The organism is Reinekea marina (assembly GCF_030409715.1).
Taxonomy (GTDB): domain Bacteria; phylum Pseudomonadota; class Gammaproteobacteria; order Pseudomonadales; family Natronospirillaceae; genus Reinekea; species Reinekea marina.
In genome coordinates this window covers 3,060,396-3,085,226 of record NZ_JAUFQI010000001.1, presented here as the reverse complement: position 1 = coordinate 3,085,226, position 24,831 = coordinate 3,060,396, and the positions used below count along the sequence as shown (strand labels likewise).

The 24,831-nt window shown below is 44.3% G+C and carries 35 protein-coding genes and 2 tRNA genes; 17 read left to right on the top strand and 20 right to left on the bottom strand.

Features of this window, described 5'->3' with window-relative positions; genetic code table 11:
• Positions 1–53: 53 nt before the first annotated feature.
• The 5 genes from QWZ13_RS16940 to secD form a co-directional block, all read right to left on the bottom strand.
• Entirely contained in the window at positions 54–215 is a 162-nt protein-coding gene (locus QWZ13_RS16940; protein ID WP_290282821.1) for a hypothetical protein, read from the bottom strand.
• A gap of 186 nt (positions 216–401) precedes the next feature.
• Positions 402–1,415: a tryptophan--tRNA ligase gene (locus QWZ13_RS16935; protein ID WP_290282820.1), complete on the bottom strand. Its 1,014-nt coding sequence runs from the start codon at positions 1,413–1,415 to the stop codon at positions 402–404.
• Positions 1,416–1,454: 39 nt separating this feature from the next.
• Positions 1,455–1,598, bottom strand: coding sequence for a hypothetical protein (locus QWZ13_RS16930; protein ID WP_290282819.1), 144 nt, complete (start codon positions 1,596–1,598; stop codon positions 1,455–1,457).
• Positions 1,561–2,526: a protein translocase subunit SecF gene (gene secF / locus QWZ13_RS16925; RefSeq protein ID WP_290282818.1), complete on the bottom strand. Its 966-nt coding sequence runs from the start codon at positions 2,524–2,526 to the stop codon at positions 1,561–1,563. The genes QWZ13_RS16930 and secF overlap by 38 nt, the downstream gene beginning before the upstream one ends.
• Before the next feature lie 11 nt (positions 2,527–2,537).
• Entirely contained in the window at positions 2,538–4,379 is a 1,842-nt protein-coding gene (gene secD, locus QWZ13_RS16920) for a protein translocase subunit SecD (RefSeq protein ID WP_290282817.1), read from the bottom strand.
• Between the two features lie 18 nt (positions 4,380–4,397).
• Here secD and QWZ13_RS16915 point away from each other — a divergent pair, with 18 nt between their 5' ends.
• On the top strand, positions 4,398–4,556 hold the full coding sequence (locus QWZ13_RS16915; protein ID WP_290282816.1) for a hypothetical protein: 159 nt from the start codon (positions 4,398–4,400) through the stop codon (positions 4,554–4,556).
• Here QWZ13_RS16915 and yajC read toward each other — a convergent pair.
• Genes yajC through queA form a run of 3 tightly spaced genes read right to left on the bottom strand, consistent with a single transcriptional unit; the run spans position 4,513 to position 7,104 of the window.
• Positions 4,513–4,863 (bottom strand): preprotein translocase subunit YajC, encoded by a 351-nt coding sequence (yajC, locus tag QWZ13_RS16910; protein ID WP_215999912.1) that lies wholly within the window; start codon positions 4,861–4,863, stop codon positions 4,513–4,515. The two genes, QWZ13_RS16915 and yajC, sit on opposite strands and share 44 nt — an antisense overlap.
• Positions 4,864–4,915: 52 nt before the next feature.
• Positions 4,916–6,034, bottom strand: a complete 1,119-nt coding sequence (gene tgt / locus QWZ13_RS16905) for a tRNA guanosine(34) transglycosylase Tgt (protein ID WP_290283406.1) — start codon at positions 6,032–6,034, stop codon at positions 4,916–4,918.
• Positions 6,035–6,048: 14 nt separating this feature from the next.
• Positions 6,049–7,104, bottom strand: a complete 1,056-nt coding sequence (gene queA / locus QWZ13_RS16900) for a tRNA preQ1(34) S-adenosylmethionine ribosyltransferase-isomerase QueA (protein WP_290282815.1) — start codon at positions 7,102–7,104, stop codon at positions 6,049–6,051.
• 45 nt (positions 7,105–7,149) lie between these two features.
• On the opposite strand from queA, the gene QWZ13_RS16895 reads away from it, so the two are divergent.
• From QWZ13_RS16895 to QWZ13_RS16880, 4 genes are all read left to right on the top strand, one after another.
• Positions 7,150–7,281 (top strand): hypothetical protein, encoded by a 132-nt coding sequence (locus QWZ13_RS16895; protein ID WP_290282814.1) that lies wholly within the window; start codon positions 7,150–7,152, stop codon positions 7,279–7,281.
• Between the two features lie 97 nt (positions 7,282–7,378).
• Complete coding sequence (locus tag QWZ13_RS16890) at positions 7,379–9,031, top strand: sensor domain-containing protein (protein WP_290282813.1); 1,653 nt, start codon at positions 7,379–7,381, stop codon at positions 9,029–9,031.
• 57 nt (positions 9,032–9,088) lie between these two features.
• Positions 9,089–9,175 (top strand) — tRNA-Leu (locus tag QWZ13_RS16885).
• Positions 9,146–9,277 carry a hypothetical protein gene (locus QWZ13_RS16880; protein WP_290282812.1) on the top strand — a complete coding sequence of 44 codons (132 nt, stop codon included), beginning with the start codon at positions 9,146–9,148 and terminating at the stop codon, positions 9,275–9,277. Before QWZ13_RS16885 ends, QWZ13_RS16880 begins: the two co-directional genes overlap by 30 nt.
• Here QWZ13_RS16880 and QWZ13_RS16875 read toward each other — a convergent pair.
• Complete coding sequence (locus QWZ13_RS16875; RefSeq protein WP_290282810.1) at positions 9,256–9,429, bottom strand: hypothetical protein; 174 nt, start codon at positions 9,427–9,429, stop codon at positions 9,256–9,258. The two genes, QWZ13_RS16880 and QWZ13_RS16875, sit on opposite strands and share 22 nt — an antisense overlap.
• A gap of 136 nt (positions 9,430–9,565) precedes the next feature.
• Here QWZ13_RS16875 and QWZ13_RS16870 point away from each other — a divergent pair, with 136 nt between their 5' ends.
• From QWZ13_RS16870 to QWZ13_RS16835, 8 genes are all read left to right on the top strand, one after another.
• A complete protein-coding gene (locus tag QWZ13_RS16870; RefSeq protein ID WP_290282809.1) occupies positions 9,566–9,736 on the top strand; it encodes a DUF6435 family protein in 171 nt (56 codons plus the stop codon).
• An 18-nt stretch (positions 9,737–9,754) separates the two neighbouring features.
• Complete coding sequence (locus tag QWZ13_RS16865; protein WP_290282808.1) at positions 9,755–9,853, top strand: NAD-dependent epimerase/dehydratase family protein; 99 nt, start codon at positions 9,755–9,757, stop codon at positions 9,851–9,853.
• A gap of 103 nt (positions 9,854–9,956) precedes the next feature.
• Positions 9,957–10,178 (top strand): hypothetical protein, encoded by a 222-nt coding sequence (locus QWZ13_RS16860; protein ID WP_290282807.1) that lies wholly within the window; start codon positions 9,957–9,959, stop codon positions 10,176–10,178.
• Between the two features lie 136 nt (positions 10,179–10,314).
• A complete protein-coding gene (locus QWZ13_RS16855; protein ID WP_290282806.1) occupies positions 10,315–10,614 on the top strand; it encodes a hypothetical protein in 300 nt (99 codons plus the stop codon).
• Positions 10,580–11,344: a GGDEF domain-containing protein gene (locus QWZ13_RS16850; protein ID WP_290282805.1), complete on the top strand. Its 765-nt coding sequence runs from the start codon at positions 10,580–10,582 to the stop codon at positions 11,342–11,344. Before QWZ13_RS16855 ends, QWZ13_RS16850 begins: the two co-directional genes overlap by 35 nt.
• Positions 11,345–11,556: 212 nt before the next feature.
• Positions 11,557–11,904: a PadR family transcriptional regulator gene (locus QWZ13_RS16845; protein WP_290282804.1), complete on the top strand. Its 348-nt coding sequence runs from the start codon at positions 11,557–11,559 to the stop codon at positions 11,902–11,904.
• 10 nt (positions 11,905–11,914) lie between these two features.
• On the top strand, positions 11,915–12,862 hold the full coding sequence (locus QWZ13_RS16840) for a hypothetical protein (RefSeq protein ID WP_290282803.1): 948 nt from the start codon (positions 11,915–11,917) through the stop codon (positions 12,860–12,862).
• A gap of 319 nt (positions 12,863–13,181) precedes the next feature.
• Positions 13,182–13,418 carry a hypothetical protein gene (locus QWZ13_RS16835; protein ID WP_290282802.1) on the top strand — a complete coding sequence of 79 codons (237 nt, stop codon included), beginning with the start codon at positions 13,182–13,184 and terminating at the stop codon, positions 13,416–13,418.
• Between the two features lie 83 nt (positions 13,419–13,501).
• Here the strand turns inward: QWZ13_RS16835 and QWZ13_RS16830 are convergent, their stop codons facing one another.
• Both QWZ13_RS16830 and QWZ13_RS16825 read right to left on the bottom strand, forming a co-directional pair.
• Positions 13,502–15,238, bottom strand: a complete 1,737-nt coding sequence (locus tag QWZ13_RS16830; RefSeq protein ID WP_290282801.1) for an ABC transporter ATP-binding protein — start codon at positions 15,236–15,238, stop codon at positions 13,502–13,504.
• Positions 15,231–15,932, bottom strand: a complete 702-nt coding sequence (locus tag QWZ13_RS16825; protein ID WP_290282799.1) for a fused DSP-PTPase phosphatase/NAD kinase-like protein — start codon at positions 15,930–15,932, stop codon at positions 15,231–15,233. The genes QWZ13_RS16830 and QWZ13_RS16825 overlap by 8 nt, the downstream gene beginning before the upstream one ends.
• Positions 15,933–16,092: 160 nt before the next feature.
• Here QWZ13_RS16825 and QWZ13_RS16820 point away from each other — a divergent pair, with 160 nt between their 5' ends.
• On the top strand, positions 16,093–16,764 hold the full coding sequence (locus tag QWZ13_RS16820; protein ID WP_290282798.1) for a nitroreductase family protein: 672 nt from the start codon (positions 16,093–16,095) through the stop codon (positions 16,762–16,764).
• A gap of 4 nt (positions 16,765–16,768) precedes the next feature.
• On the opposite strand, the gene QWZ13_RS16815 is transcribed toward QWZ13_RS16820, so the two are convergent.
• The 6 genes from QWZ13_RS16815 to QWZ13_RS16790 all read right to left on the bottom strand — a co-directional run bounded on the left by QWZ13_RS16815 (position 16,769) and on the right by QWZ13_RS16790 (position 20,465).
• Entirely contained in the window at positions 16,769–17,446 is a 678-nt protein-coding gene (locus QWZ13_RS16815) for a TIGR02466 family protein (protein WP_290282797.1), read from the bottom strand.
• A gap of 37 nt (positions 17,447–17,483) precedes the next feature.
• A complete protein-coding gene (locus QWZ13_RS16810; RefSeq protein ID WP_290282796.1) occupies positions 17,484–18,152 on the bottom strand; it encodes an RluA family pseudouridine synthase in 669 nt (222 codons plus the stop codon).
• On the bottom strand, positions 18,152–18,514 hold the full coding sequence (locus QWZ13_RS16805; RefSeq protein ID WP_290282795.1) for a DUF2956 domain-containing protein: 363 nt from the start codon (positions 18,512–18,514) through the stop codon (positions 18,152–18,154). Before QWZ13_RS16805 ends, QWZ13_RS16810 begins: the two co-directional genes overlap by 1 nt.
• Positions 18,480–19,397, bottom strand: a complete 918-nt coding sequence (locus QWZ13_RS16800) for a DMT family transporter (RefSeq protein WP_290282794.1) — start codon at positions 19,395–19,397, stop codon at positions 18,480–18,482. Before QWZ13_RS16800 ends, QWZ13_RS16805 begins: the two co-directional genes overlap by 35 nt.
• Positions 19,398–19,549: 152 nt before the next feature.
• A complete protein-coding gene (locus QWZ13_RS16795) occupies positions 19,550–20,185 on the bottom strand; it encodes a hypothetical protein (protein WP_290282793.1) in 636 nt (211 codons plus the stop codon).
• A 204-nt stretch (positions 20,186–20,389) separates the two neighbouring features.
• Positions 20,390–20,465 (bottom strand) — tRNA-Phe (locus QWZ13_RS16790).
• Between the two features lie 267 nt (positions 20,466–20,732).
• Here QWZ13_RS16790 and QWZ13_RS16785 point away from each other — a divergent pair.
• Together QWZ13_RS16785 and QWZ13_RS16780 are read left to right on the top strand one after the other, a co-directional pair.
• A complete protein-coding gene (locus QWZ13_RS16785; RefSeq protein ID WP_290282791.1) occupies positions 20,733–20,870 on the top strand; it encodes a hypothetical protein in 138 nt (45 codons plus the stop codon).
• Between the two features lie 43 nt (positions 20,871–20,913).
• Positions 20,914–21,954, top strand: a complete 1,041-nt coding sequence (locus tag QWZ13_RS16780; protein ID WP_353959026.1) for a methyl-accepting chemotaxis protein — start codon at positions 20,914–20,916, stop codon at positions 21,952–21,954.
• A gap of 39 nt (positions 21,955–21,993) precedes the next feature.
• Here the strand turns inward: QWZ13_RS16780 and QWZ13_RS16775 are convergent, their stop codons facing one another.
• Positions 21,994–22,311 carry a PspC domain-containing protein gene (locus QWZ13_RS16775; RefSeq protein WP_290282790.1) on the bottom strand — a complete coding sequence of 106 codons (318 nt, stop codon included), beginning with the start codon at positions 22,309–22,311 and terminating at the stop codon, positions 21,994–21,996.
• On the opposite strand from QWZ13_RS16775, the gene QWZ13_RS16770 reads away from it, so the two are divergent.
• Positions 22,290–22,460, top strand: a complete 171-nt coding sequence (locus QWZ13_RS16770) for a hypothetical protein (RefSeq protein ID WP_290282789.1) — start codon at positions 22,290–22,292, stop codon at positions 22,458–22,460. The genes QWZ13_RS16775 and QWZ13_RS16770 overlap by 22 nt on opposite strands.
• A 121-nt stretch (positions 22,461–22,581) precedes the next feature.
• Here the strand turns inward: QWZ13_RS16770 and QWZ13_RS16765 are convergent, their stop codons facing one another.
• Complete coding sequence (locus QWZ13_RS16765) at positions 22,582–24,447, bottom strand: PhoX family protein (protein ID WP_290282788.1); 1,866 nt, start codon at positions 24,445–24,447, stop codon at positions 22,582–22,584.
• A gap of 108 nt (positions 24,448–24,555) precedes the next feature.
• A complete protein-coding gene (locus QWZ13_RS16760; protein ID WP_290282787.1) occupies positions 24,556–24,828 on the bottom strand; it encodes an oxidative damage protection protein in 273 nt (90 codons plus the stop codon).
• Positions 24,829–24,831: the final 3 nt, after the last annotated feature.

The following is a 24,831-nucleotide window of genomic DNA, read 5'->3' as shown; positions in this document are numbered from 1 at the left end:
TTAAAATGATCCGCTCGCTCAAAGCGAAGACGCAATGGTTAAAATGTTTTGACCTAACCCGCAGCCCGAAGCCTTGAACAGGTTAAACCCGCTTTGGCAGCGCGTTCCACTTCCGCGGGTCGCTGTTCGCGCATCCATGCGCCGCTAAACTTCGCCATCCATGGCTTACGATACCCGCTCCAGTGAAACCCACCGCCAAAGCTAATCACCAACACCGCTCCCAAGTAGGAGCGCGCGAAGCGAAGCGAAGCTGCGAAATGTGTTGACCTAACCCGCAGCCCGAAACCAAAAACCGCACTTAATAACCAAAAAAAATCGCCAGTAACACTTGAAATTCAAAAGCGACGGCGATTTAATCTTGTCTTGCAGCTTGCAGCTTGCAGCTTGCAGCTTAAAAAAACCTAACCCGCTAAGCCTCCAATCCCCACCTTACTACGAATCTCTTGCAAAAATGGCGTAGCAACGTTTCGTGCTTTTTCCGCGCCAACTTTTAATGCGCGATCGAGTTCGGCTGGGTCGGCCATAAGGCGATTGTATTCTTCGCGTTTGTCTTTTAATTCTTCATTTAAAAATTCAAACAAGAACTTTTTCATTTCACCCCATGCGATGCCATCGGCGTACATCTTTCGAACATCGGCTTGCTGGCTTTCGTTGGTGAATGCTGAATAGATTGAAAACAAAGAACAACCTTCAGGGTCTTTTGGTTCACCTGGTTCAAGGCTGTTGGTTTTGATTTTGTTTATTAGCTTTTTAAATTTTTTCTCGGCTTCAAACAACGGGATGGTGTTGTTGTAGCTTTTTGACATTTTACGACCATCTAAACCCGGAATAATCATGGCGCTGTCATCCACAACCGCCTCTGGCAGCGCAAAGGTATCGCCGTATATGTAATTGAATCGCTGCGCTATATCTCGGGCCATTTCAATGTGCTGGGTTTGGTCTTTACCAACCGGGATTTTCTGACCATTAAATATTAAGATGTCGGCGGTCATTAAAATCGGATAGCTGAACAAGCCCATCTCAATGCCTTTATCGGCATCGGCATCTCCGCTTTCTAAGTTGTCTTGAACCGCGGCTTTATAAGCATGCGCTCTGTTCATTAACCCTTTAGCGGCAATGGTAGTTAGTATCCAACTGAGCTCGGTTATTTCAGGGATATCGCTTTGACGATAAAAAGTGACACGGTCTACATCGAGACCACAGGCAAGCCAAGTGGCGGCACAAGATCGTGCAGATTCACGAACGCGCTCTGGCTCGTGGCATTTAATTAATGCATGGTAGTCGGCTAAAAATAAGAAAGACTCCGCATTGTCAGCTTTACTGGCTTCTATGGCAGGGCGAATAGCGCCTGCGTAGTTGCCTAAATGCGGAGTGCCGGTGGTGGTGATGCCTGTTAAAACGCGTGTTGAACTCATAGGTCTCTTTATCTTCCTGTCAGAATCATTAAAAGTGTATCACAATTCAATTTCGGGGTGCGATGCTTGCTTGGTCTTTTCGCAGGCCCAAAAAAAGGGCGATTTAGCCGCCCTTTTTGTTGTTAATCTTTGTTGCAGGTTAACATTACGATTTGGAGGGCTCTTCCTCATCGTCTTCCACATCTTTAAGCCAAGAAGGCACTTCTTCTGTGTCTAACTCTTCTTTTTCTTTTGGCATCATGTCTTCTTTGGTCAGCTTCATCAGCATTAAGATATTTGCTGCCACGTAAATAGAAGAGTAGGTACCAATGGCCACACCTACCATGAGTGCTATGGCAAAACCATGAATGAGCTCGCCACCAAATACACCCAATGCAATGAGCACTAATAAGGTAGTTATAGAGGTTATTAACGTTCGACCTAAGGTTTGGGTAAGTGACACGTTGATTAAGTAATCTGACTCATCACGACGAATAGAACGGAAATTTTCACGAATTCGATCCGATACCACAATGGTGTCGTTTAGTGAGTAACCAATGACTGCCAATACCGCGGCCAGTACCGTTAAGTCAAACGCCATTTGAGTGAGTGAAAAGAAGCCAATCACAATAATGACATCGTGAATCAACGCGGCTACGGCGCCTATGGCAAATTTAAATTGGAAGCGAAATGCAATGTAGAGCATGACTAATCCCAGCGCGACGATCATGCCGATGCCACCATTGTTCGCAAGCTCTTCACCGACTTGAGGACCCACAAATTCATTGCGGCGCAATTGAACATTGCCTTGGTCTTGCTGAATTAATGCCAGTACTTGTTCGCCCAGTTTTGGATTGCTGTCTTCTTGCATGCTGATCAGCACGTCTGTGTTGTTACCAAAGAATTTTACATTCACATCTCGGTAACCTTCAGCATTGAGCACGTTTCTGATCTTGTCTAAATCAGCGGCTTCTTCGAAGCCCAACTCAATTTGTACGCCTCCGGTAAAATCTAAACCAAAGTTCAATCCATTGATGGCGATAGAGCCAATCGAAACTAATAACATTACAATGGAAAAGGCGAGGGCAATCATGCGTTTGCCCATAAAGTTAATAACTTTGAGTTCTGTCATCTTGAGTCTCCTTAAATAGACAGCTTTTTAACAACGCGACCACCATAAACCAAGTTGGTTAGGGCGCGTGTTAATAAGATGGCAGTGAACATTGACGTTAAAATACCGACCGATAAAGTAATAGCAAAGCCTTTCACTGGGCCTGTGCCGATCGCGTAGAGAATGACCGCTACAATGAGTGTGGTTAAGTTGGCATCTAAGATGGTAGAAAATGCACTGCCGTACCCTGCGTCTATGGCCGTTTGAATCGGCTTGCCAGCCGCGAGTTCCTCTTTAATACGCGAGAAAATAAGTACGTTGGCATCTACGGCCATACCTACGGTTAATACTATCCCTGCAATGCCTGGTAAGGTCAGTGTTGCTCCCAGCATCGACATAACCGCCATCATTAAGAATAGGTTTGCAGTGAGTGCAACCGCTGCGAAAATACCAAATACTTTATAGAAGCCCAGCATAAACAAAATGACTAAGCCGAAGCCAATGGCAACAGACATGAGTCCAGTTTGAATGTTCTCAGCTCCTAAGCTTGGTCCTACAGTGCGTTCTTCAACAAAGGTCATTGGGGCGGCTAACGCACCAGCGCGTAATAGAAGTGCCAATTCTGAAGCTTCTTCAGAGCTGTCTAAGCCTGTTACTTGGAATTGTGATGAGAAGATGCCTTGAATCGTCGCCAAAGAAATAATTTCTTTAGTTTCGTAGTTACGGTATTGCGGAACCTGTGTACCGTTAACCGTTTCATACCCTAAAAGTTCGGCCTTTTGCTCAATAAACAAAACACCCATGCGCTTTTTAAGATTGTTTTTTGTGTTCTGCCCCATACGAGCACCGCCGGCACTGTCGAGGGTGACAGAAACAGAAGGTTGGCCATTTTCGTCATAGGTTACGTTGGCGTTTACAACGTTTTCACCGGTTACGATGATATCTCGGCTTAACATTGCCGTGGCATTGCTGTCTTTAAATTTATAAAGCTCGCCACTGCCGTCTTGAGATTCCATTCGGTATTCTAAGTTTGCAGACTTACCTAAAATGTTCTTGGCGCGAGCGGTATCTTGTTCACCAGGAAGCTCAACTACAATGCGGTTACGACCTTGGCGTTGAACCAATGGCTCACTGACGCCTATTTCATTTACTCGGTTGCTCAGTGTGGTTTGGTTCTGCTTAATCGCGTAATCTTCCATCGCTGTAACGGCTTCTTCCGTTAAGGTAAGGTCTATCGCTGGAAGGTTTCGTGCGGTTGTATTTGAACGAGTAAATTCATTTAAGTTGCGGCTAAACCATGTGGTTGCGGCATCTCGGTGATCTTCATCCGCTAAAATCACTTGAATGGTGCGATCGCCGCTGACAGTAACGGCACGGTAACGAATTTTTTCGGTACGCAAGTTGCGTTTTATATCGGATTCAAAGTTAGCTAAGCGAGATGCTAAGTACTTCTCCATATCCACTTCCATCAAGAAGTGAACACCACCAGAAAGATCTAGACCTAATGCCATCGGCTTGCCACCTAGCGCTGTGAGCCAGCTCGGTGTGGTCGGCGCTAAATTAAGGGCGACGACGTAATCGTTCCCTAAGCCTTTTTGCAACGCGGCTTTTGCCAACAGTTGATCTTTATTGCTGGTGACACGAATCAACAAAGATTGACCCTGAACTTCGCCACCAAAGTATTCAATATTGGCTTCTTCTAACACAGACTCGGCTTTATTCAGTGTTACGTCGGTTACGATTAAGCCTGCGCTAGCACCGCGTACTTGAATGGCAGGGTCATTCGGGTAAAGGTTAGGCAGGCTGTAGTAAATACCCAGCACCAGCACTAAGCCAATTAACAGGTATTTCCACAATGGGTATTTATTGAGCATGGTCGTTCCTTGCTGTAAATGTGGCTACGTTGTTCAGGTTTTTATTTTACCAACGTCAAAGTCAGTAAAATAAAAACCCGACGAGGTGTCAGGTTTTTACAAACGCTTTGTTACGTATCGCAGCCTGGTTTTATTAGATTGCTTTCAAAGTGCCTTTCGGTAACGTTGCCGAAATAGCCGCTTTTTGGAAAGATAAAACAACGTTAGGTGATACTTCAACCTGAACGTAATCATCGGTTACTTTAGAAACCTTACCCGCAATACCAGCAGTTGTAACTACTTCGTCACCTTTGCTGATCGCCGATAACAGTTCTTTGTGCTCTTTTGCACGCTTAGACTGTGGGCGCCAAACCATGAACCAAAAAATAACGAAGAAAATACCCAACATGATAGGTAACTGCCACGGGCTCGGTTGAGCTGGAACGGTTTGTGCCATCGCGGCAACAGGTACAAGCGCTAAAATAGCGGCTAAAATCTTTTTCATCAGTGATACTCCAAGTTTCAATTTTTAGTTGTTAGGGTGTTATTTATAAACTTTATGGTGCCAATGGCGGCGTTTCCAAGCCACGACGTGCATAAAAGTCATTTACGTAATCATCTAGGCGGTTTTCTTCAATGGCTAATCGCAGTTCGGCCATGAGTCGCTGATAATAACGAAGATTGTGAATCGTGTTTAATTGCGCACCGAGCATTTCACCACATTTATCGAGGTGATATAAGTAGGCTTTACTGAAGTTTTTGCAGGTGTAGCAATCGCACTCTGGATCTAGCGATGTTGTATCGTGGCGGTGCTTTGCATTTCGAATCTTTACTACGCCATCGGTTACAAATAGGTGACCATTACGAGCATTACGGGTTGGCATCACGCAATCAAACATATCCACACCGCGCCGAACGCCTTCGACCAAATCTTCTGGTTTGCCGACGCCCATCAGATACCGTGGTTTATCGGCAGGCATCTTAGCTGGTAGGTAGTCTAGAACCTTGATCATTTCATCTTTCGGTTCACCTACACTTAAACCACCAATGGCATAGCCATCAAAATCTATTTCATTTAAGCCTTCAAGGCTTTCTTCTCGCAGGTCTTCATACATGCCGCCTTGAATAATGCCAAATAAAGCCGAAGGGCTATCACCATGAGCGGCTTTAGAACGCTTAGCCCAACGTAAGCTCATTTGCATCGACTTTTTAGCTTCTTGATGCGTGGCAGGGTAGGGCGTGCATTCATCAAAAATCATCACGACATCTGAACCTAATGCGCGCTGAACTTCCATGCTGCTTTCTGGAGTCATGTGTACTTTTGAGCCGTTGACGGGCGACTGAAAAGTTACCCCGTCTTCGGTGATTTTGCGCAGTTTACCGAGTGAAAATACCTGGAAACCACCTGAATCGGTCAGAATTGGCTTGTCCCACTGCGCAAAGTCGTGCAAATCGCCATGTTCGCTGATCACTTGAGTGCCCGGGCGCAACATAAGGTGAAAGGTGTTACCTAAGATAATTTCAGCACCAATTTCCTTGATGTCTTTGGGTGTCATGCCTTTCACTGTGCCGTAAGTGCCTACTGGCATAAAGGCTGGTGTTTGCACTTCACCTCGTGGAAACGATAATGTGCCGCGGCGTGCTTTGCCATCGGTATTGTGAAGTGAAAATTTCATGAAGCAGCTGCGGCTCATTGGGTGTCCTCTTGTGCATGGCAGTTCGCGTTTTTAGTGACGAACATGGCATCACCATAACTGAAAAAGCGATAATTATTTGTAATGGCGCTTTGATACGCATCCATCACATGTTTGGTGCCAGCAAAAGCGCTGACCAACATAATAAGGGTCGACTTGGGTAAGTGAAAGTTAGTGAGCATGGCATCCACAGTTTTGTATTCGTACCCGGGGTATATAAATATACGAGTATCGCCCGTAAAAGGCTCAATATCACCGTTTTGAGAAGCGCTCTCTAAAGAGCGTACGCTGGTTGTGCCCACCGCGATAACGCGACCGCCCTTGGCTTTAGTTTTCTTGATTTCTTCTACAACATGCTCTGGAACGTCTATCCATTCCGCATGCATGGTGTGGTCTTCTAATTTATCGGCTTTTACAGGGGCAAAGGTGCCTGCGCCAACATGCAGTGTGACAAAAGCAGTGTTGACGCCTTTTGCCTTAAGATTAGCTAAAATTTCATCATCAAAATGTAAGCCTGCCGTTGGTGCGGCTACGGCGCCTTTTTGCTGAGCATATACTGTCTGATAGCGTTCTCTATCGGTGTCGTCGTCTTCGCGCTCTAAATAAGGCGGTAGTGGCATGTGCCCGTGTAGTTCTAATAGATCGACTAATGGCTCGCTATTCGAGCATCGAATGCAAAATAGGTTTTCTTCTCGGCCGGTTACTTCCAGTTTAATATCGCCTTCCATTTGCAAAACAGTGCCTGCTTTTGGGCTTTTATTGCAACGAATATGTGCCACAGCTTCATGATCCGAAGTCATACGCTCGACCAATACTTCAACTTTGCCACCTGAGACCTTTTGACCAAATAATCGCGCAGGTATGACCCGAGTGTTGTTAAACACCAATAAATCACCTGGATTTACCAGTGACTCGATGTCAGGAAAATTCAAATGCTGAATATCACCGGTCGGTCCATCTAAATGTAAAAGACGGCTTCCGGTGCGGTTTGGAGTGGGGTGCCGAGCAATTTGGGCATCGGGTAGATCAAAATCAAAATCAGAGACTTGCATGAATATTTTAAGTGGCTCAATTAAAGGGCGCTCATTCTAACTGAATTGTGCGCTAGGCTCCATGCGCAACCGTTTATTTTCGTTACCAACTGTGCAGATTGCTTGCCTCGGCTGCGGCGTTCTGGTATTCATAGCAACAATAAAGTAAGTTATCAGGTTGAATTAGTAAGTTGTTGAATTTAAAGGAAAGAATTCATTAATAACAATAGGTCAAAATTCGCACAACTATTAGCTGATAGGTGCGTATTGTAGCGATTTAAAAGGTTTAGTAGTTGTGCGCCGTAGTGAAGCATTATATCAACCCAGTTACAGAGACATAGTCGATGAGCTTTCGCAGCCAGTCGCGGTGTTTGATAACTACTTCAATCTGATCTACGCCAACCTGCAATTTAACGAGCACGTCTCTAGAAAACCAACTTCCTTATTCGAACTTCTTCCCAACACAGCAAATATTGATACTCAGCAAATCCAACAAACCTTGTTGATCGATGGTCGATGGCAATCGCATGTAGAATCGCAAACCCAGTCAGGCCAGTCTTTGTATTTAACTCTGACATCACTCAACAGTGATGGCCGGCAAAGATATGTCGCCACTTTTGAATTTAGCCTGCTGGTTACCGCCCCGAACCTCTCGTTTATTCACCAGAAAGACCCGTTAACGTCATTACCTAATCGATATTCCTTTTTAGAGCGCCTTCGGCAACGAATCGTCAGTGCCGAACAAGACCCTAATTTCGCCATCTTATATTTCGATATCGACCACTTTAAAGACATAAATGAGCTTTACGGCCATGAAGCAGGCGACCAGTTGTTAAATGCTTGTGCCGAAAAAATTCGCGATATGCTCCGCAAAAGTGATGTGTTGGCAAGGCTTTCTGGGGATGAGTTTGCTGCCATGGTGGAATACGGTGAAGACCATGAGATGCCCTATCTGTGCCACCGCTTAATGCGGTCATTTGAACGGCCGGTATCGGTTGGCAGACAAACCTTTCAAGTCAGTATTTCCATAGGCATCGCTTTTTACCCAGATCAAGGAACTACCGAGCAGCAATTATTGATCAACGCAGAGCGCGCAATGTTTGCCGCTAAAAAAAGTGGACGTGCTCAATTTCAGTTGTTTGACCGAAAGTTATCGCTCAAAAACGAAGCTCAGCAAAGAATGGTTGAATCGTTGCGTTTTTCATTGCAATACGAACCCGAGCAATTCAGCGCTGCGTATCAACCTTTGTATAATCTGCAAACGGGCGAGTTTAAGGGGGTAGAGGTGCTTTCACGTTGGTGCTCCCCTGAGTTAGGCCAAGTCGCGCCTGATAAATTTATTGCCTTAGCCGAGGCTCGCGGTTTAATTAATCTACATTCCGCTCGCATGTTTGCACTGATAGAGCGCGATGTACTGTCTTGGTGTCATGGCAATGAGCACTATTCTCCTGTCATCGCAGTGAATGTTTCGGTTCAACAAATAGACGATCAAGCTTTCCAGTCACTCATTTTAACGTTGAATGAAAAAGTAAAAGCCGCTAACTGGCAGTTAGAGCTTGAAGTGATTGAATCACAATTAATGACATTGACCGATAGAGTTATCGAGCAATTCACCCAATGGCGTGAAGTGGGAATACGGATTGCCATTGATGATTTTGGTACCGGCTATTCTTGCTTAGCTTACTTGCACCAGTTGCCCATCGATAAACTTAAAATAGACCGACAGTTCTTAAAAACAAAAACTCAATCGCGCAAAGAAGACCAAATTATTTACGCCATTTTGTCTATGGCAAACGCATTAAACATCGAAGTGCTCGCCGAAGGCATTGAATCCGACGAGCAGCGTGAACGATTACAGCAATTAGGCTGCCAAACCGGGCAGGGTTTTGGTCTCGCCAAACCTCAGCCATGGCACAAACGACTCATGGCCGCGTTACCTGCGCTTTAGTTAATTTCCCTAAGTGCTTGACACATAAGAAAAATTCCCTAAAATACCGCCCACGTTGCCAGCGTGGTGAAATTGGTAGACACACGGGATTCAAAATCCCGCGCCCTTAAAAGCGTGCCGGTTCGAGTCCGGCCGCTGGTACCAACAAATTCAGAGCCCCGAGAGATTCATTTCCTCGGGGCTTTTTTGTTTAAAAGGTTGGAAGCAAGCTACTTTATGCATCGCTACGGAATCCACTCTATATAAACTAACGCTCTGCTCGATGATAAAGGGTATACAGCAGCATCGTCTGTAAGAGTGATGGTTTCACCATTGAGAACTTCAAAATCCTCTTGTTTTAACTCTGACTTATCAATATCAAGCCCTTCATCGAGTCTGACATAAGTGCCAGACCCCACGTATTTATCTTTGTCTAGTAACCAAACTTTATACCCCTAACATAAACTTGAGTGTCATCTAAATCCCAAGGGATAGCGTATATTTTATGGTCCTATCTAAACTTGAGTGACATGACTGACAAAAGCGAGGATTTCAATGTTTTCATTATTTAAAGCAAACCCGACGAAAAAGCTCAAAAAGCAATATGAGCAGCTGGTAACAAAAGCATTCCAAGCGCAACGAAATGGGGATATCCGTAGTTATTCATTGTTAACCGACGAAGCACAACAGGTACTGGCTAAAATAGAGCAACAGACCTATAAATAAAATTATAAGAGCCGTTCAATGAACAGTCTTGTTACCGGTAAAAGTGGCTTTATTGGTCGTTCACTGTGCGAAGTACTGGCTGAAGGCGGACACCGTGTAATCACTGCCAATACGTAACTTAGTAAAAAATAAAAAAGAAAGTGGTACAGTGAGTGCGTTCTAAAAAGGCGTTTGTTCGAAGCTAACGGCTCGTGAGCAACAGATGTTAGATTTAATACTGATGAAGCGCTCAGCCAAAAATATTTCAGAAAATCTGGTTATTAGTTACGCGACAATTATTTCAATTCTACATATCGGTTCTTTCAATTTTTGCTCAAATTCCGTCAGTAATAATTGTATGTGTTTGGTGAGTTCTAGGCAGTGGCTTCTACTTCACATGCTGCCCATAAAAGCTTCATTAATACGGTTTCAGGATTTTCTCTCATACCAAAAGCGGATATAAAGGTAGCCCGATTCAAAAGATTGAAAAACAGTAAAAAACATTAAGTTAATTACACTTACTACAAGCAATAGAGGCCGTAAAAATAAATCTGTTAGTTAAAGACGAGTAGTTGTTGATTTATGAGCCAGGGGTTAAAGTGGTCTATTCGATACTAATTTTTTATGGACAACGGATTTATGTTCAAACGCTCCCCAGAACAACTTATCGTTATTGGTATATGCATAGTTTGTTTAACAGGTTTAGTCCCCTTCACGTTTATTCGCTTATTTTCAGGAGAGTACGTAGTAGCAATCATCGACTTTATTGGGGTGGTCACTTCAGTTTTTGGCATTCGTTACGTCTGGAAGACTGGGAAAACGCAGGGAATTGGAACCTTTATTGCGTTGATTGCTTTGGTGGGAATGACCGCGAACACCATGCTCTTAAGTCGGGCTGATCTGTATTTTCTCTACCCGGTCTTTATTTCAGCGTTTTTCTTGGCAACACCAGCAGCTGCATTGGTTCTAACCTTATTATCAACGTTAACTATCAGTTACTATCTTTCCCCGAGCTTGACCAATTTAGAGTTAGCCAAGGTGGGGCTTTCGCTCTTTGCTACCGCATTGTTTACGTTTATTTTTGCTACTCAGAGAAATCGACAGCGTGATGCGATGCAGAAGCTTTCGCGAACAGATTCGTTGACTCAGGCCGGCAATCGGATCGCGCTTAGAGATCATTTGGAAAAGGGAGTGGCGGCATCGCAGCGAGATGGTCACTTAATGTCTCTTTTAATTATTGATTTAGACGATTTCAAAAATATAAATGATCAATTCGGGCATCTGGCTGGTGATCAATTACTTCGAGAATTTGCTGATAGGATTCGACTAAGAATTAGAGCAACCGATCACCTTTTTCGCTTAGGAGGAGATGAATTTATAGTCCTTGCAAATCATGCGAGCGCCGAAACAGCCAACAAACTCGCTGCTGAATTACAATTACTGGTCGCGGATTCCTTTTTTAGCAATAAACTAACTGTGACGGCCTCGTTCGGGGTATCCCAATATCGTCTTGGAGAAACCGTTGATCAATGGATTGCTCGCACAGACGATGCTATGTATGGGGCTAAAAAACTAGGCAAGAACCAGGTTGTAGAGGCCGAATTAAGCGCTGTTCAGATGATCGGCTAATCGTTCAGGAGCCGCTATTCGCAGGTGTTCCCTCTGTATCGGTCGTTTGTGCCGATGTCCTCTCTGTGTTGGTAATCATATATGTGAACGGCGCACATTAACTACCCACTACTGTAGTCTCTACCTAATTCCCTAAATAATTTCTGTACAACACTTGCACTTCCGTTCCAATTAGTTAAACTGTTTGCCATACACTATGTGGTGCACAGTATATGGCAAACAGTATTGAGTTTCAGGAAGTGCTAGAAAAAATGCGCCTTGAGCTTAGGCGAGGGGTCATTGTATTGGCGGTGCTTGGGCAACTAAGAGAAGAGCATTACGGTTATTCTCTTCGTAAGAGCCTTGAAGTTAAGGGCCTAGCGATGGATGAAGGGACTTTGTACCCACTCGTTCGCCGGTTGCAAAAACAAGGTCTGTTAGACAGTGAATGGCGGGTAGAGAGTAATCGCAAAAAGCGGTTTTACAGGTTAAATGAGCTGGGTTTAGACGTTTTAACGGCGTTAAGTGATGAATGGCAGGCTATGAACACCACCATTCACCGAATTTTGGATAAAAAATAGGAGCTACAACATGGATATTATTCGCGCATACGCAGATAAAGTGGCCAGTTATTTACCGGCAAAGCTTCGTTCTGATACCGCAGACGAATTATTTGATTCTCTTTCAGAACAGTTTGAAGAGCAAGAAGCTAACGTTGAGCCAGTTGACTTTATTCAACAGCAGCCTCACCCAATACGCATGGCGACTCGGTTAGGGCAAGATGAACCGATGTACCTTATTGGTCCTGGCATGTATTTAAGCTTTATAGAAGCCATAAAAATAGCGGCGCTAGTTGTCGCGGTTATTCATATTTCACTTTTTTCACTGGGAGTGTGGAGTTCTGATAAGGTGATTCAACCGCTATTGCAAAGTTTGCTCGGTATACCGGGTACCTATATGAATGCCGTACTGGCGATTGGCGTTGTTTTTGTCATTTTAGAGCGCATGGGGGAGCGTGCCAGTTGGCTCGATAAATGGAATGCTCACACATTGGTTCAACAAAGCCAGAACAAGAAAATTCCAAAAGTTGAGACGCTCGTCGAACTTAACGTATCGGCCATTATGTTATTATGGATCACAGGCGCAATTGAGCTACCAAGTATGATTCGACACGATGGTATCTGGTTGACCGATGTATCAATGACAATATCAGAGTTTTTAATCGGAGCCATCGTTTTGTTATTGGTACTCGATATTTTATTAGCCGCCGCAAAACTTGCTCAAGGATGGTGGCGAGCGAGTCTTCGAGTGTGTAATTTAATACTCAATTTGGTGTGGATTGGCGTGCTCGCTATATTGCTAAAAACCGAAAATTTGTTAACGGTTGCAAACGTTGTCGATAAAGAAAACTTCAGCGATATCATGGTGGGTGTTAACACGGGTGTAGAGGTTGCGTTATTGATCGCAATAGTGATCATTGGTTGGGATGGTGCAACTCACCTCTATTATTTAGCTAAAAAAGAAACAAAGCAAAACTAACAAAACTATTTTTTCAAAGAGAGGGTAGAAGTAGATGAAAAATATTGCAGCGATTGCATTGATGTTTTTTCTAAGCTCATGCGATTCATTAACGACAGTGATCGTGGATGTTGAATCTGAGACTACGGTTCAGAAGAGCTCGCTTTTCAATACATTTACAGCATTGGGGTTCGAAAACTTTGTCTCATTTGATGTAAGTAGCTCACAAGAGTTTGAAAATAATAATGCTTCTAAGAACAATATCGGGGAGTCTTACCTAACGGGATTTACATTAGAGGTCACGGATCCTGATGGGCAAACTCTAGAATTTATAAGCTCTATGAAAGTGTATATTAGCGATGGAGAGAGTGATACGAAAATCGAAATTGCACGAATAGAGGATGGCACAAATACCGATGTTCGATTACTTTATTTAGATGTCTTCGCGGATTCTGAAATTGGTAAATATTTACGAGCAGAGAAGACAAAAATTACGGTCGAAGCCCAAGGTGAACCACCACAGGAGAATACTACGATTGAAGCGGTAGCAACCTTTAAAATCAAGCTCAAATTGTAATCTTGTAATGGTGTTAATGTCATTTTAAAAGCGCACATATTCGTGCGCTTTTTTGTGTTTAGATGATTTTTAATAAATCGTAGCTAACGCTCTAGTGTGGTGTGCAGTGCCGCATAATGATTATTCAGTGCGAGCAACTCTTCATGTGTACCGCTTTCAACAATTTGCCCATTGTGCATAACGTGAATTAAATCGGCATTCATGACGGTGGTTAGCCGATGTGCAATAACGAGCGTGGTTTTATCTTTCGCAAAGTCATCTAATAAAGCCTGAATTTTTTGCTCGGTGTGATTATCTAATGCCGAGGTGGCTTCATCTAACAACAAAATCGGTGCGTCCCTTAGCAAGGCCCGGGCAATAATAACGCGTTGGCGTTGACCGCCCGATAAATTAGAACCTCGTGGCCCTGCCAGAGTATCGAGTTGGTCGGGAAGGCTATCGGCAAACTTTGAGACCAACGCGGCTTTGGCGGCATTCGCCACCGCTTCATCATCGCCTTCTAAGTCACCGAGTTTAATATTTTCGTAAAGCGATTCATCAAATAAGGCCGACTCTTGAGAGACCACCGCTATTTCATGGCGCAAGGCTTTAGTGTCTACCTTAGAGATGTCTTGATCACCAATGGTGATTTGCCCTGCACTGGGTAGCTCTAATAGCGTAAGAATATTAAAGAGGGTCGATTTACCTGCGCCACTAGGGCCCACAAAAGCTGTGGTTTTACCGCCGGGCGCTTTAAAGCTGAGTTTGTTGAGCACGGGTTGATCTGTATAGCCAAATTCAACGTCTTTGAACTTTATGTCGCCATAAGGGTTTTCTAACGCCTTTTCTGTAACGGCTAAACGCGGCTTGGGCTTTTGATCAAACAAAAAATAAATGCGCTCAAGGTTTGCAATGGCCCCTTGAATGGCACCGGATATATTTGTTAACCGTCGAATCGGGTCTAACACTAACGCAATGGCGGTAAAAAACTGCATGAAAGCCCCCGCGGTTTTTTCACCGGCAATGATCTCTTGGCCGCCGTAATAAATAACCGCAATAAAGCCAACCCCCGCAATGATGTCTATGAAGGAAGGCATAGCCGCGCGGCTGTATTCTGATTTCATCTGGGTTTTAACAAACGAATTCACACCTGAATAAAAACGACCGTCTTCGTGTTTGGCTAAGTTGTTTAGTTTAATGGCCTTAATGCCATGAAAAATTTCATCTAGCCGAGTAGAGAGTTGCGCCGAAGCGCTGCGGGCTTTTCGTGTTTGCTTTCGTATTAGTTTTTGCAAAATGCCAATGGGTAAAATTAACAATGGGAAGCCGACAAAAATCATCAGCGTCCACATTAAATCTACGGCGATGGCATTGCTTAACATAGCTACTAAAAGCGCTGTATCTCGGCCTAAAGTAAGCAAAGTAGTACTGGCAAAGCCTTGTAGCGCTTGCGTATCTCCTCTAACCCGTTCAATCAGCTCGCCAGGGGAGTGTTTGTTAAAAAAGGAAACATCGAGAGACAATAAATGCCTGGTTAGGTTGCGCTGCAAGTCACCCACAATGAGCACGCCAGTTTTTACCATTAATGAGCGGTGAATAAACGAACCCACTCCACGAATCACAAACACGCCGCAAACGGCTAGGGTAATGGGCCAAATTTGGCTTTCATCACCAGCGATAAAAATAACATCGAACATCGGTTGCAGCGTTTTGACGAAGATGTACATGGCGTACCCTTCGAGCAACATAAAGAAGATGGCAATAATCAGTTTTAAACTGTGCTTACGAGTGTAATCGCGCCATAGCCGTTTAATAAGTTGTGAACCTTGGGGGTTACTCACGGTGTAATACCTTTTCGACGATCCAATTAGAAAATGTTGAGGGTTTGAATGATTGAGTTATTGCGTCGCGGTCGCAATGGTGTTCGTACCATTCCATAAAGGGCGTGGGTGTTTTTGCATTGAAATCGGCATAGGCATTTATAAAGTGATCCAAAATACCGGTTTTTGAGTGGCTTAAATGATAATAGCGCAAGCTCAGCTGTTTTTTTGCCGCATCGATGCCTTGGTCGGTCATTATTAATAGGTACATGGCCGCTGCAATACCCGCACGATCGGCACCGGATTTACAATGAAACATCATGGGTTTTTCACATTCACGAACATAAGCCAGCCATTGTTTTAGTTCGGCTGGTTCTGGAATGCGACGTGAATTTAATTTAGTGTTGATTAAGGTGACACCGTATTGTTCACAGGCTTGCTTTTCCAGCGTATAGCTGGCCGAACGGTGCTCACCTCGTAAATTAATAATGGTTTTAAAACCCAATGCTTTTAAATGTTTTATAAACCGAGGCGAGGGTTGAGCACCTCGGTAAACATGCGAGTCTAAGGCATGAAAATTTCGGTTGAGTGCCCGAATAAAGGCATGGTCTACAAAATGCCGATCGTAAAAATGACCAAGTTTAGAGCCGGTATTATCGGGTGTCGCGTTCCACTTTTCGAGCTGGTTGCGATAGCGTTTTTTAAACAATTTCATGGACCGGCGTTTTACCTAACATTCAAAACACCCATTATAGGGGCGCAATGCCACAAAACCTAGGGCAGTGCAGAAACGGTTGTCAAAAATAGGGTAAATCTACTATGTTAGACCTGATGGAATAACACCAAAACACCGTTTAATAGCGAGTTTGAGAATAATGAATAATGACTATAACCCACAGCCACTCGATTATATCGAATTGCCTGAAGCTGAGATGATAAAACGAGCGGAAGGCTTTTATCGTGACATCAAAAAACGCCGATCCGTCCGGGATTTTTCCGATAAACAAGTGCCCGATGCCGTAATTCAACAAGCGTTACTAGCCGCGGGTACCGCGCCCAATGGCGCTAACATGCAGCCATGGCACTTTGTGGTGGTGAAAAACCCCGATATTAAAAAGCAAATTCGTGAGGCCGCAGAAGAAGAGGAGCGGGAGTTTTACAGCAATAAAGCCCCCGAAGAGTGGCTAGATGCGCTGTCTCACCTAGGTACAGATGCTGATAAGCCCTTCTTGGAGCGAGCATCGCATCTCATCGTGATCTTTTTGCAGAAATTCACCTACGATGATCAAGGCCAAAAGCTAAAGCACTATTACACCTCTGAATCGGTGGGCATTGCATCGGGCTTTTTAATTAATGCGCTGCATCAGGCCGGAGTTGCTACCTTGACGCACACGCCAAGTCCGATGAAATTTTTAAACCAAATACTCAAACGCCCTAAAGATGAGCGACCTTATATGATATTAGTGGCTGGCTACCCTGAGGATAATTGCCAAGTGCCCAGTATTGAGAAAAAGCCCCTAGAAGAGATTGCGACTTTTTTAGACTAGCCGTTTAAATAAAATCAACACGAGCGTTAAAGGCGATGACCACTCGGTCTTTTTGGCCAAAATAAGGTAAGGCCGAGTGCTTTAAATAGGAAGGGAAAATCACGATTTGGCCTTCTGAAGGCGTCATATCTAAAATGCCGGTGCTGTTTAGGTATTGGCTGCCTGCATCTAAATAGTGGTCGGCATTGTTGCGTGGGTCGTAAAAGCGGTTCACGCCACTTTTTCGATCAGTATCTACATCGCCAGGTTCAACATAATAAATACCGCACCACGAGCAGTTAGGGTGGCTGTGGGCATCGTGGTAACCGCCCTGTTGCGTAATGTGGTACCAACTTTCAGTTATGGTCGCTTCTGCATTAGCCTGTTCTGGCCAAAAGCCGTTGTTAACATCGGCCGCAACGGTAACAATAAGTTCAGATAAAAAGCTGTTTAGGGCCTGCAAGTCGGCATCTTCACGGGTTAAAAAATCGAGCGCGCTCTCTTTAAGGTGTTGTTTTGCACTGGTCGCCACTTCACTTTTGATCGCCACGTTTGTGCTAGAGGCATCGTTATAGATACTGGCCAATAAAGACTCTTTTTGCAGGGAGTGGTATGGGTTGCTGGTTACAAAGCACTGCGTTTGCCATAAGTCGATTGGCTCTATTTCAAAAGAATCATCCACCGTTGTTATTTCAAAATCCATATCGTGCCTTGAATGAGCAAAAACCTGATTTTAGCAATTAAAACGGGCAGTCGGCCATTAGTTTCATATTTTCACCGTGAACGGGGTGTACAAAGCTTAGGCTATACGCATGCAGCAGTAATCTTGGTGCTTTCGCTTCGCTTTGACCTTGTTTGTAAATGTCGCAGCCCAAAATAGGGTGACCAAATGCCTTACAGTGAAGCCGCAATTGGTGAGTGCGCCCCGTCAGTGGTGTGAGCCGAATTCGAGTGCTTTGTTGCAATGTATCAATCGCTAAAACAGTCCCCTTGGTTAAGGCGGGTTTGCCTGAATTTTCGCACACGATTTGCGCAGGAAACTCACCCCTAGCAATGGGGAGGTCTATGCTAAATTCAGATTGTTCAACGATACCATCGAGTACAGCTAAATAGATTTTCTCCACGGCTCGTTGTTGAAATTGATGCATCAGAGCGGTATTGGCCGCTTTGTTTTTAGCCAATAGCATGACGCCAGAAGTGCCAAGATCGAGCCGATGTAGCAACCGAATTCCCGGGCGACTGTGGTTTAGCCGATAATGAACCGAATCTTTATTTAATGGGTTTTTGCCCGATAAACTCAACAAACCACTGGGTTTGTTGATAACAAGAATGTCGTCATCTTCAAATAATGTGAGGATAGCCTCGTTGCAAGGTGGGGCAACAAAAGGGTCGCTAGCAGGATCAAACATTAAGCGGTTAAAACGGCATAAATAATAAAACCAAGCCAGCTAATGGCTAACAGTGCCCACGGCAACCAAGTTAATGCGCCAGATTTTTCTGTGGTTTCATTGGCGGTTACAGTTGCATGGGTGTCGACTTTTTTCTTGGCTCTATCACGCTCGCGGGCTTTGGCTTTTTGTTGCTTTTTATACTCAGCAATGCCCTTTTCGACACCCTTGGCAATCAGCTTGGTTTGCTCTTTGGTTTGGCCTGAGCGAGCCGTCGCTTTAGCGACTTGAAGTGCTTCTTGTTGGGTTTTGTCGGATACCTGTTTTTTCATGTTGTTTATGTTGCCTTTAACTAGGACGTTTAGAAAAACTGAGCAACACAATACCAAACATAACGACCGCACCGCCAATAAGTTGAATGGTGTTTAACGTTTGGCTCAGTATCCACCAACTTAAAAACAACGCCGCGACAGGTTCAAAATTTACAATTGGGGAGTTTCGCGCCATGTTTAGTCTTGGCAATGAAATAAACAACATCGAAGAAGCGGTACCGTAAAGCACCGCAAGCGCGGCTAAACCAAACCAACCGATTCCGTTAATGGGCAGAGTCATACCGTTTGGTACAACGCCACTGATGCCAACGATCATTAGCGTTAGCACGACAAAAAGCATAGAAAAACCGCTACGCACTGAACCACTCATTTGCGCAAGCTGAAAATCCATTAACCGCATCGCAATAGCTAAAAATACGGCCGATAACCCACCTAAGGCAATGCCAGTAAACCAATCGCCTTCCAAAGCTTGCTCACCGTTGAACCAGCTTGGAATATCGAGCACGAGAACCAATCCGAATAAAATGGTTACCATAATAAAAATAAAACGGCCGGTGGGCTTAATGCCAGAAAGCACCCAATTTAACAGCGTGTAAATTATCGGCCAAGAATTAATCAGTAATAGCGCAATGGGTACGGGAATTCGCGCTACTGATGAATAGAGTGCCAAGCTCTGCAGTGTGATCATTAACCCCAGCAATAATTGAAAGCGTCGTTTTCCTCTCGCTATGCGTAGCGATTGCCCTTGCCAAATGACTAGGCTTGCCATAATCACTAACGCAAAACCACTGCGTGCCAGTAGCGCAATGATCAGCCCTGCGCCATTATCAAACGCCAAACGAGCTGCAACGTGGTTACCAGCAAACATGGTCGCTACACTGATCAACAAGGTAACGGCAAGCCATTGAGGGAAATGGTTCGAATTAGAGCTCATAAATATCGCTATTCAATTTGAAAGGGATTGTAGCGGCATCTTAGCATAGGAGGGTGGGAAAGAGGCTCATCCTAAAGGTGAATAAAGCCGAACGAAGCGTTCGGCTAATTAGAATGATTGCTGAAAGGCGAAGCTAAATTAAAAAAAGCCGCCTATTTTGAGAACATGTCGAAGTTAATTCCGACACCTAGGTGAAAAACATTGACGATCTCATCGTCTACAGCACCAGTTATGTCGGCTGAGTTACCATCGCCATCGCTTAATTCGGTATAGGCAACGGTATTTGCAGAGTACTTGCCGTAGAAATAAACACCGCCAATATCGTAGTGCAACGCAACGTTGTAGCCTAAGTTACTCGTTCCTTTAAATTTAGCCTTTTGGTCCCCTTCTTGTGACATGTACATTGGGAAAAGCAAATAAGAAATTCCGCCTTTAACCGCGATTTCTTTAGTAATGTGGTACTTGGCATTGAGCTCTAAGGGGAAATAGGTAAACCCGTCGTAGAATAAAGTGGAGGTCGAACTATCGCCTATAGATCCCCATTGAAACCCAAGGCCGGCAATAACATCGACAGAGTTTAATGTGGTCAAGGTTTGGTTAACCGCCAGCCCAAGGCCATTGCCGGCGATTAATGTTTTAGTGCTGCCATCTGTGTAGGTGTATTCAGCAAGTTTTGCATCTGATAAACCAAAGCCGAAACTGGTTTCAATGTTGGTTCCAGCCGAAGCGGCATAGGCCGATAAAAACAGCGAAGTTGCTGTTAGGGCAATTTTGCAAATGTACTTCATGCAATATCCTCATTTGTTTTAGTTTTAATTGATTGCTTACGAGTCAAATTGAACCTGACCGAAAGGTATAATACGTTCAAACGGTGTAATATTTCAATAGATTATTTTTTGATCATATTGGGATGTGGCGCGATTAAAGACGCCGAGCGTTTCGAGTAGGCACAAAAAAGCCCACATTGCTGCAGGCTTCTTCGTGAAATTTGATGGTGCCCAGACGCGGAATCGAACCACGGACACGGGGATTTTCAGTCCCCTGCTCTACCGACTGAGCTATCTGGGCAATGTTGGCTGAGATATTCATCTCGTCAACGGGGGCGTATTAAACGGATTTTCATCGAGGTCGTCAACACCTTTTTTGCTAAATTATTGATTCTTTTGATAAAAATTCACTTTCCGTGTGATTTTCGATCAGTTTTGTTGTTTTTTAATCAATTTTATCTAGGTTAATTAGAATGTTCGATAATTTTAAGGGTTTGTGCCTTTTCAAATAGGCATTTGTACAAAACTTTGTCTAAAGTAAACGAAGATTAAGGCGACAATACTAAGGTTGGCGTTTACTTCTTGTAGGGATAACTATGAAATTATTGAATCGGCACAGCTTGTTATCGAATACGTTAACGTCGTTTTTGGCTTTTGGCTTGGTGATTGGCGCGATATTTCCATTTTTTGCCTCATTGTTTGTTGAGTTTAAGCCCGGATTGTTAGGAGTATTTGCTGTAGCCTGCGTGATGGCTGGCTTGGTAATGGGTGTCGCAAACTACATTATTTTGCACAAAATACTGTTGGTGAAGTTGCAGCAAATTGCCGTGGTTGCGCGCCAAATATCCGATAAGGATATTTCGCACCAGTGTCACTTAGAAAGCGATGACATGATTGGCGATATTATTGCTAGTTTTAATGGAATGGCGGAAGACCTGAGGCAGCTGATGCATCGTGTAAACAGTTCGGTGGGCTTAATGAGCACTAATGCACACTCCCAGCATGAAGACAGCGTTAAGCTCAATGATGGTGTGCAATCGCAGCAAACGAAGACCCAAGCGGTTATAGAGGGCGTTCAGGCCGCATCGGAGCACAATGGTTGTATCAGTGAGAATTCGAAACAAGCCTGTATAGGGGCTGAAAAAGTTAATCGGTTTTCCTCTGAAGGCTATTCGTTAGTCACAAAAACACAGCAAAGTGTTTTACAGTTGAGTGAGCAGCTGAAAGGGACCTCTGACTTTTCAGCCAAGTTAGCAGCCGACAGCGAGTCGATCAGCAAAATGCTGAGCGAGATCAGAGGCATTGCCGATCAAACCAATCTATTAGCGCTCAATGCGGCCATTGAAGCCGCTCGTGCGGGCGAGCAAGGACGAGGCTTTGCTGTGGTGGCCGATGAAGTTAGGACCCTGGCAAACCGAACTCAAACCTCAACTGAAGATATTGCGAACACCGTTGAAAGTTTAGAGCAGGGAACTCGCCAAATGCTAAATAATTTGTCGTCTGCCCTACAGGGCGTTGAAGTTACGGCGACGGATATGTCGGCCATGAATGATTTGGTTGGCAAGGTGCACGAAGGTGTAGAGCAAGTTAAAGCGTTGAATCAAACTATAGAGCAAGAGTCACAATACCAGCATCAGCTTTATCAGCAAATCGAATCGAATATGGCTGATATTGCCACCATTGGCGATACAACTGTTGCGATTGCGCAGTCAAATTTAACGGCGTCTAATCAAACAGAAAGCTCAGTAAGCGAACTTGATAGCATTGTTAGAGTGTATAAATTGGATTAGCAAGGCAACATCCCTGTTACCTTGCCGAATTTTTAAATATTAAAGCTCTGCTGGTTCAGAAGACTGCTCTTCATCTTGCGTGGTTGTTGACGTTGGCTCGGCCTTTGGTTTAGGAGCCAGTGCTAACCAGCCTATTAGGTATAGAAAACCGGAGCCGCCAGAGCTAAACAGAAGGCTTGCTAAAAACAATATTCGCAATAAACCTTTTTCCATTTCTATGTACTCAGCCACGCCAGAGCAAACGCCTGCGAGCTTCGCGTCTTCAGTATTTCGGTAAAGCCCAACACCCCAGCCTTTTGAGCGTTTAGATTGAAATGCGCGTTTTTGAGTGTCAAATGTATCGGTTGTCGCTGTCATGGTATTTTTCCCTTGAGATAATTGAATGTGACAATTGTGCTATTTCAAGGTTTGTGCCAACTTTCAACGTGCCGTATTTCAGGCTTTCAGGCCGATCAATTGAGTTTTTCAGAATAAAATGGCGTATTTGGCGAAATAATTTGGTGTAAAGTGCTGTGGAGTAGATTAGTTAGTCGCAAAAAAAAGCCAGCGAATCACGCTGGCCAAAAGGTGGTTAGATTTATTATGTGAACTTCCTTGTCACTTCAAATCGGTCAATATTAACTAGATTCAGCTTCCAATAATGCCGCCATCGTCTTTGCGAATGGCAACTACGGCCGAGCGTGGAACACCGTCTTTTTCGGCATTTGGCCAGCCAACACCTGGGTGTTGTACACCAATAAACAAAGTCCGTTGATCATTCGCGAACGTACAACCGGTAATTTCACATTCTTTAGGTCCTACTAAAAAGCGGCGTATATGCCCTGTAACCGGATCGGCGCAAAGCATTTGATTGTTGCCTTGGCCTTCAAAAATGCCTTCATTTTTGTAGTTGCCATCGGTTTGTATCCATAAACGGCCGTCAGCATCAAACGCGAGCCCATCGGGGCTGTTAAACATGTTATCGGCGCTTATATTCTCACTGCCGGCCATGAGCCCTGTTTGCGTATTAGGGTTACCGGCCATCGCAAATAGATCCCAGCCAAAACGTTGCGCACTGTGGTCTCTGTTTTCTGGTACCCAACGTATGATATGTCCAAATGGGTTTTTCTCACGAGGGTTTGCCGCGTTGACTGGTTGTGAATCACGTTCGCCTCGGTATTTGTTATTCGTAAGCGTGCAAAAAACCATAGGCGAAGAAGGGTGGCAAGCCACCCATTCTGGCCTGTCCATCGATGTCGCCCCCACAAAACGGGCCGCAATGCGGGCGTACACTAAGATGTAAGCTTGGTCTTTAAAACCATTGGCGGGTGTTAGGCCATTTTTACCAAAGCTCAGCTCAATCCATTCACCCGAGCCATTGTCGTTAAACTTTGCTGCGTACAATGTGCCTTCTTCAAGCAATCGCATATTGTGCGCGCGATCGTTTTCTTTATAGGTCTCTTTAGAGACAAACTTGTAAATAAATTCGCCTCGCTCATCATCACCCATATAAACAACCGCATGCCCGTTCGGCGCTAAGGTAATAGCTGCATTCTCGTGTTTGAATCGCCCCAATGCTGAACGCTTCATGGCCTTAGAGCTGGGGTCAAGTGGGTCTATTTCTACAATCCAACCAAAGCGGTTTGCTTCGTTTGGGTGCTTGGCTAAATTGAAACGATCTTCGTGTGGCCACCAGTTATAATCAAAACCAGTTTCAGACAATCCATAAGCGCGTTGCTCATCATTTAAGGGCGTAGCTTCTGGTGCGCCGAAGTACCCATTGAAGTTTTCTTCGCAGGTTATATAGGTGCCCCAAGGGGTTTGCCCGTTGCCGCAGTTATTTAGAGTGCCGCGAATTTTTGAACCGCTGCGATCCATCGCTGTTTGCACCAGTGGGTGCCCGGTGACAGGCCCTGTCATAATAAACTCATCAGCATCGCCATGTAATCGGCGGTTCAGAGGTGAGTTTTTGTTAACTTTCCAAGATCCTTTTTTATTCTTTTTAACTTCAAAAATATTAACACCGTGCGCAACGATTTCTTTTTTAACATCGTCTGCGCTCATATTTTTGCCTTGGTGTGTGTGCATAAACTCTTTATTTATATATTCACTATTTACCGCCATGACGGCGCGATTTTCATCTAAGCCACCTTGCTTCGTCTGTAAATGAAATATGCTCATGCCATCGGTGTTGTCACCAAACTGCCCAGCTTGATCGTCAGCGCTGTTACTCACTGAAAATTTAGGGGCACCTTTAATAATTGGGTCACCCCAGGCAACTAACACTTCGTAATGGTAACCCGAGGGAAGTTGAATCTCGTCTGCGGTTGACGTCGGAATAGGGTCGAAGCCCATTAAATAGGTCGCTTGGGTAGCCGACATGGCTAAAGTTGAAGCGCCGCCTAAAAAACTGGTAGCGCCTATAGCGCCTCCAGATTGAATAACGCGACGGCGCGAGACGGCTTTATTTAACACAGATTCAAATGCAACGGTTTTGTGCTGATCGTTTTCCATAGTGACTCTCTAGGTTGTTTTATTTTGAGAGAACACTAAAAAATTTGTATGACGAAAAAGTGACGTTTACGTGACAGCTTAATGAAATAAGTACATTCTCATTTGCTTTTATTTATCTTCCGGTACATAACCTTCTGCGGCGTCGTATTCTTGGCCGGTTAAAAACAGTTGCATTTGTTCCATTAAATACTTTCGAGAAGTAGGATCAGTAACCGTGAGCTGTTTTTCATTGATCAAGCGAGTTTGGTGCGCTTGCCATTCACTCCAAGCTTGTGCTGATACTGTTTCAAAAATCTCTTGACCCTTTGGGCCAGGAAAAGGGGGGCGCTGTAATGCTGGCAACGGTTTTTTATATTTGGTGCAATCAACTAAATGAGTCATGTT

Coding starts and splice junctions, on each gene's coding strand:
- QWZ13_RS16935 (WP_290282820.1), bottom strand. CDS start 1,415: ATGAGTTCAACACGCGTTTTAACAGGCATCACCACCACCGGCACTCCG.
- QWZ13_RS16930 (WP_290282819.1), bottom strand. CDS start 1,598: ATGTGGAAGACGATGAGGAAGAGCCCTCCAAATCGTAATGTTAACCTG.
- secF (WP_290282818.1), bottom strand. CDS start 2,526: ATGACAGAACTCAAAGTTATTAACTTTATGGGCAAACGCATGATTGCC.
- secD (WP_290282817.1), bottom strand. CDS start 4,379: ATGCTCAATAAATACCCATTGTGGAAATACCTGTTAATTGGCTTAGTG.
- QWZ13_RS16915 (WP_290282816.1), top strand. CDS start 4,398: ATGTGGCTACGTTGTTCAGGTTTTTATTTTACCAACGTCAAAGTCAGT.
- yajC (WP_215999912.1), bottom strand. CDS start 4,863: ATGAAAAAGATTTTAGCCGCTATTTTAGCGCTTGTACCTGTTGCCGCG.
- tgt (WP_290283406.1), bottom strand. CDS start 6,034: ATGAAATTTTCACTTCACAATACCGATGGCAAAGCACGCCGCGGCACA.
- queA (WP_290282815.1), bottom strand. CDS start 7,104: ATGCAAGTCTCTGATTTTGATTTTGATCTACCCGATGCCCAAATTGCT.
- QWZ13_RS16870 (WP_290282809.1), top strand. CDS start 9,566: ATGTTTTCATTATTTAAAGCAAACCCGACGAAAAAGCTCAAAAAGCAA.
- QWZ13_RS16865 (WP_290282808.1), top strand. CDS start 9,755: ATGAACAGTCTTGTTACCGGTAAAAGTGGCTTTATTGGTCGTTCACTG.
- QWZ13_RS16860 (WP_290282807.1), top strand. CDS start 9,957: ATGAAGCGCTCAGCCAAAAATATTTCAGAAAATCTGGTTATTAGTTAC.
- QWZ13_RS16850 (WP_290282805.1), top strand. CDS start 10,580: ATGACCGCGAACACCATGCTCTTAAGTCGGGCTGATCTGTATTTTCTC.
- QWZ13_RS16845 (WP_290282804.1), top strand. CDS start 11,557: ATGGCAAACAGTATTGAGTTTCAGGAAGTGCTAGAAAAAATGCGCCTT.
- QWZ13_RS16840 (WP_290282803.1), top strand. CDS start 11,915: ATGGATATTATTCGCGCATACGCAGATAAAGTGGCCAGTTATTTACCG.
- QWZ13_RS16835 (WP_290282802.1), top strand. CDS start 13,182: ATGAAAGTGTATATTAGCGATGGAGAGAGTGATACGAAAATCGAAATT.
- QWZ13_RS16825 (WP_290282799.1), bottom strand. CDS start 15,932: ATGAAATTGTTTAAAAAACGCTATCGCAACCAGCTCGAAAAGTGGAAC.
- QWZ13_RS16820 (WP_290282798.1), top strand. CDS start 16,093: ATGAATAATGACTATAACCCACAGCCACTCGATTATATCGAATTGCCT.
- QWZ13_RS16815 (WP_290282797.1), bottom strand. CDS start 17,446: ATGGATTTTGAAATAACAACGGTGGATGATTCTTTTGAAATAGAGCCA.
- QWZ13_RS16810 (WP_290282796.1), bottom strand. CDS start 18,152: ATGTTTGATCCTGCTAGCGACCCTTTTGTTGCCCCACCTTGCAACGAG.
- QWZ13_RS16800 (WP_290282794.1), bottom strand. CDS start 19,397: ATGAGCTCTAATTCGAACCATTTCCCTCAATGGCTTGCCGTTACCTTG.
- QWZ13_RS16795 (WP_290282793.1), bottom strand. CDS start 20,185: ATGAAGTACATTTGCAAAATTGCCCTAACAGCAACTTCGCTGTTTTTA.
- QWZ13_RS16780 (WP_353959026.1), top strand. CDS start 20,914: ATGGCTGGCTTGGTAATGGGTGTCGCAAACTACATTATTTTGCACAAA.
- QWZ13_RS16770 (WP_290282789.1), top strand. CDS start 22,290: ATGTATCGGTTGTCGCTGTCATGGTATTTTTCCCTTGAGATAATTGAA.
- QWZ13_RS16775 (WP_290282790.1), bottom strand. CDS start 22,311: ATGACAGCGACAACCGATACATTTGACACTCAAAAACGCGCATTTCAA.
- QWZ13_RS16765 (WP_290282788.1), bottom strand. CDS start 24,447: ATGGAAAACGATCAGCACAAAACCGTTGCATTTGAATCTGTGTTAAAT.
- QWZ13_RS16760 (WP_290282787.1), bottom strand. CDS start 24,828: ATGACTCATTTAGTTGATTGCACCAAATATAAAAAACCGTTGCCAGCA.